Raw genomic sequence first — 3,932 nt, 5'->3', positions numbered from 1 at the left:
GGGTCGTTCGCGACCCGTTGATTCGGCACATCCCTGTGCCGAACCACGTCGTGACCAACGCAGGCGTTGTTCAAAAATGTTCCTGACATTTTTGTCCGACGATCGCTCACTCACGTGGTTCCCGACCACGTGACCCCGACTGAAGGGCGAAAAACGGTGCGATTGAAGCCGGGAATAAGGCATCGCGGTAAGCCTGAGATACACGTTGCTGTCAGCGTTGCTGAGAAATTTCCCAACTCACAAAGATGTGACTAATAGACAGAATACGGGAGGGCGTTATGGCTCTGGCTGCCAGCGATAAAGTCCAGCTTAAACACGGCGGTTCAGGAATGATGATGTCCGGGCATTTTTATTTCCTGCGCCGCATCCATTTTACGGGTAATATACTTCCCTTAAATATATTTACCCTTAGTAATAATCCAGCCTGGTCGTGTATTCTCTCGCGATAAAAATCAGGTCAGGCCTGGTAAAAATGATTGGTATGGCACAAATGATGGGCTTTAAATGATTGCGGTTTCAGGGAGAGTATCAGTGTTTGGCAAGGCAATACAACGCGTGATAAGCCGCTTAAAAAGCCCGAAAAAAGTCGTTAACCTCTGTTTTATATTCGTATTTTTTTGCTCAACGCTGCTTACTTGGCGTGAGGCTGTGGTGCTTGAAGGGGCCTATGTCGCAGGCCAGCGTAACAGTCTGGATAACGTTGCCACCTTGCTCGATCGCCAGCTGCAGCACAATATCGATAACCTGCTGTTTTATCGCAATGCGATGCTCTACGCTCTGCAATCGCCGATTTCAACCGACAGAACCCGTAAATCGCTGGCCGATTTCGATATTTTTCGCAGTCAGCCTTTCTGGCAGTTACGCCTTGATCTAAATCGCAGTTTGCCATTGAGCGGCGTGTCGGATGAGTTTGTCGCCAGCGGCCCGTTGCTCGATCGCGACGAAAAAACCATTCATACCGAATTAGGCTCGGCGCTGGAATTAAGCTATATCATGCGCCTGTCCGACCGATCGCGAACGTTGCCACAACGCGTGTTCTATGCCTCGCGCAGCGGGTTTTTCCTTACCAGTACGCCACCGCCTAATGATTCGAAGATCGTCTCGCTTTACCAGCGGCTGGTGGTGCAGCCCTATTTTTCCTCACAGGCTCCGCAAAATAACCCCAATCGCTCGCTGAAATGGACGCACACTTTTGAAGCAGGCCGGAGTGCCGGGCAACTGGTTACCGCCGCAGTGCCGCTTGATTACAATGGCCGCTGGTACGGCGTGCTGGCGCTTGATTACCCCGTTGAGTCTCTGCATGGCTTCTTACAGCATGCTAAATATGACGACCATGCAGGTACGGTGCTGCTCTACGATAACGAGTTAAATCCTATCGCCTCCTCAGTCGAAATTTTGCCGAAGCAGCCGCTATTTACTGCACCGGAGCTGGCGCAGATTGCCAGCGTGGTGACGGCAGCAAAGCAGGGCGATCGGGGCGAGTTGCGTATGGATAGCCGTTTTATCACCTGGGCGAAGCTGAATAACTATGATGGCCTGCTGGTTAAAGTCCATACCCTGGAAGAGGGGGTTCAGGGCGAGTTTGGCCGCATCAGTATCGTTCTTAGCGTGTTGTGGATGCTGTTTACGCTGATGCTGTTCGTCTCCTGGGTGGTGATCCGCCGCCTGGTGAATAATATGTTTAGCCTGCAACAAACGCTGACCTGGCGGGCAAACTATGACACCCTGACCCGTCTGTATAATCGTGGTGCTTTCTTCGAGCTGGCGCGCAAGCTGTCACAGCGCTGTCAGCAACAGTCTCAGCCTTTTTCCGTTATACAGATGGATCTCGATCTTTTTAAAAGCATCAATGACAGATTTGGACACAGCAGCGGTGATAAGGTGCTGACTCATGCGTCAATGCTGCTCAGCGGCGCGTTGCGTAAGAGTGATATTGCCGGACGCGTGGGGGGAGAGGAGTTCTGCATCGTGCTGCCGGATACCACACTGGAAGAGGCGACGAAAGTAGCCGAGCGCATCAGGGTGTGCATCAACAGCCAGGAGCTACTGCTAAAACCGGGTAAAATGGTGCAGATCAGCGCCTCATTTGGCGTCAGCAGCGCGTTTGAATTTAACGATTATGATTTTGAGCGGCTGCAAATCTATGCCGACCATCGCCTGTACAACGCGAAGCTCAACGGACGTAATCAGGTCTGCAATCACGATTAAGTGGCTTATTTAACGGTGATGAAGTGCTCCAGGCCTTCTTTCCACCCTTCAGGGCCATAGTGCTGGCTACGATAGACACGCTGTGGGTTATCTTTTTGCAGCGTGATGGCCTGGCGGCTGTAGCCTTTGACGATCACCGCGTAATCCACGCTATCGAGTAATAACGCGTCGCTCGGGCTGTCACCCAGTCCTATCGTGATCCGGCGTTTTCCCTCGCGTTGCCGGTATTGCTCTACAAGCCAGCGGAGCGCCTTATCTTTACCGGCCTGAATATCTGACACATGCCAGAATCTTCCCCCCTGTAGCAGCGTTAAACCGAGCGTGGCGAGCTGGTCGTTGAATGCGCCGAGCATCGCGTCGCTATCGCGCCAGATTAAGGTTTCCGATGCTTCGTTGAGTTTGGCAAGGCTTGCCTGTTTACGCGTAAGACCGGTTAATTCACAAAGGGTATTTTCGTCGACGTCGGCAAAACAGGTAAATTTGAAGCCAAATTTCTGGCGCAGCTTAGTCAGAAGTGAAAAGAGCGCTTCATGACGGATCCCCGTCAGCAGGCGTGGGTAATCGCTACTGTCACTCCAGCGCGCATCAAGCGCGATCACGGCGCCGTTTTCCGCAATAAACGGCAGGCCGGTTAACGAAAACTCATTTTGCCAGTCGACGATCTCTGCGGCGCTTTTTGCACTACATAACACCAGCGGGATCTCATGTTGACGCAACATGCTGATCCAGGGGCTGGCCGCTTCCCAACGGTAGGAATGATGCTCCAGCAGCGTGCCATCAAGATCTGAAATGATTAACAGTGGATCTTGCAGAGCGGGCATGATGTTTCTCCTTAACTGTTGCCATTGCGGGCTATTCGGGATAAGAATTTTCCTAATTACAGGAAGCGAGTAACCATTAATGAGTATGCGTATCTATGCTGGAAAGCCGCTTCGGATAAGGATTTGCATCTGGCTTTTCGGCAATCTTTCTGAATAATCAACTATTGAGAGGCGGAATATTTCATTGTGTTGAAATAAATCTGCGGTAAGGTGTGGGCACATCAGATTTCCTCTGACGTAACGAATTGTTCAAGTGCTTCTTGCTTACGCAAGTTTTATCCCGGCCATCGCGCCGGGATTCTTTTATCTAGCGGTTCACTTCGTTCACGCTAAAGTCATGGATATCGAGTTCAAAGGCTTCTGCCAGTTCGGAATAGGTGTGCCAGGTGCGGCCATCAATGCTGACCCGCTGGGGATCGTCATCTGCGCGCGTCACTTCACTTTCGCTTATCTCATTGATTGCCGCCAGTAGCGCATCGACATCGATACGTGTGGTTTCATTGAGCTCTTTTGCGGTTTTCATACCATAGTCCTCCAGGGCTTACCCGGATCTAAGTATAGACGGATAACAAAAAGCTCAAAGCGATGCGAATGAGTCGTTTTTGATCTACACTGGCACAAAGAAAGCGGAGGATTTTTGTTATGCATATCAACGATCGCGTCACGGTAAAAACCGATGGTGGCCCACGTCGGTCAGGCGTGGTGTTAGCCGTCGAGCAGTTTAGTGAAGGGACGATGTACCTGGTGTCGCTTGAGGAGTATCCGTTGGGCATCTGGTTCTTTAATGAAACGGGCCATCCGGACGGTATTTTTGTTGAAAGGTCTGAGTAACCAGACTAATGACAAACCCTATGTGTTTCGCCAAATGAACAGAGATCATCAATAAAAAATAAGGAAAATCAA

The 3,932-nt window shown here is 50.8% G+C and carries 4 protein-coding genes; 2 read left to right on the top strand and 2 right to left on the bottom strand.

What is annotated here, in order from left to right; all coding sequences use genetic code 11:
- Positions 1–504 precede the first annotated feature (504 nt).
- Positions 505–2,208, top strand: a complete 1,704-nt coding sequence (gene dgcQ, locus EHN07_RS20365) for a cellulose biosynthesis regulator diguanylate cyclase DgcQ (RefSeq protein ID WP_124025819.1) — start codon at positions 505–507, stop codon at positions 2,206–2,208.
- Positions 2,209–2,213: 5 nt separating this feature from the next.
- On the opposite strand, the gene EHN07_RS20360 is transcribed toward dgcQ, so the two are convergent.
- Together EHN07_RS20360 and yodD are read right to left on the bottom strand one after the other, a co-directional pair.
- Positions 2,214–3,029, bottom strand: coding sequence for a mannosyl-3-phosphoglycerate phosphatase-related protein (locus tag EHN07_RS20360; protein ID WP_124025818.1), 816 nt, complete (start codon positions 3,027–3,029; stop codon positions 2,214–2,216).
- A 307-nt stretch (positions 3,030–3,336) separates the two neighbouring features.
- Positions 3,337–3,552, bottom strand: a complete 216-nt coding sequence (yodD, locus tag EHN07_RS20355) for a YodD family peroxide/acid resistance protein (RefSeq protein ID WP_124025817.1) — start codon at positions 3,550–3,552, stop codon at positions 3,337–3,339.
- A gap of 119 nt (positions 3,553–3,671) precedes the next feature.
- Between yodD and dsrB the strand changes: the two genes are divergently transcribed.
- Complete coding sequence (gene dsrB / locus EHN07_RS20350) at positions 3,672–3,860, top strand: protein DsrB (RefSeq protein ID WP_124025816.1); 189 nt, start codon at positions 3,672–3,674, stop codon at positions 3,858–3,860.
- Positions 3,861–3,932 lie beyond the last annotated feature (72 nt).

The organism is Buttiauxella warmboldiae (assembly GCF_003818135.1).
GTDB classification, from domain to species: Bacteria; Pseudomonadota; Gammaproteobacteria; order Enterobacterales; family Enterobacteriaceae; genus Buttiauxella; species Buttiauxella warmboldiae.
The sequence above is the reverse complement of the archived record's forward strand: the minus strand, read 5'-3'. Positions and strand labels throughout refer to the sequence as shown.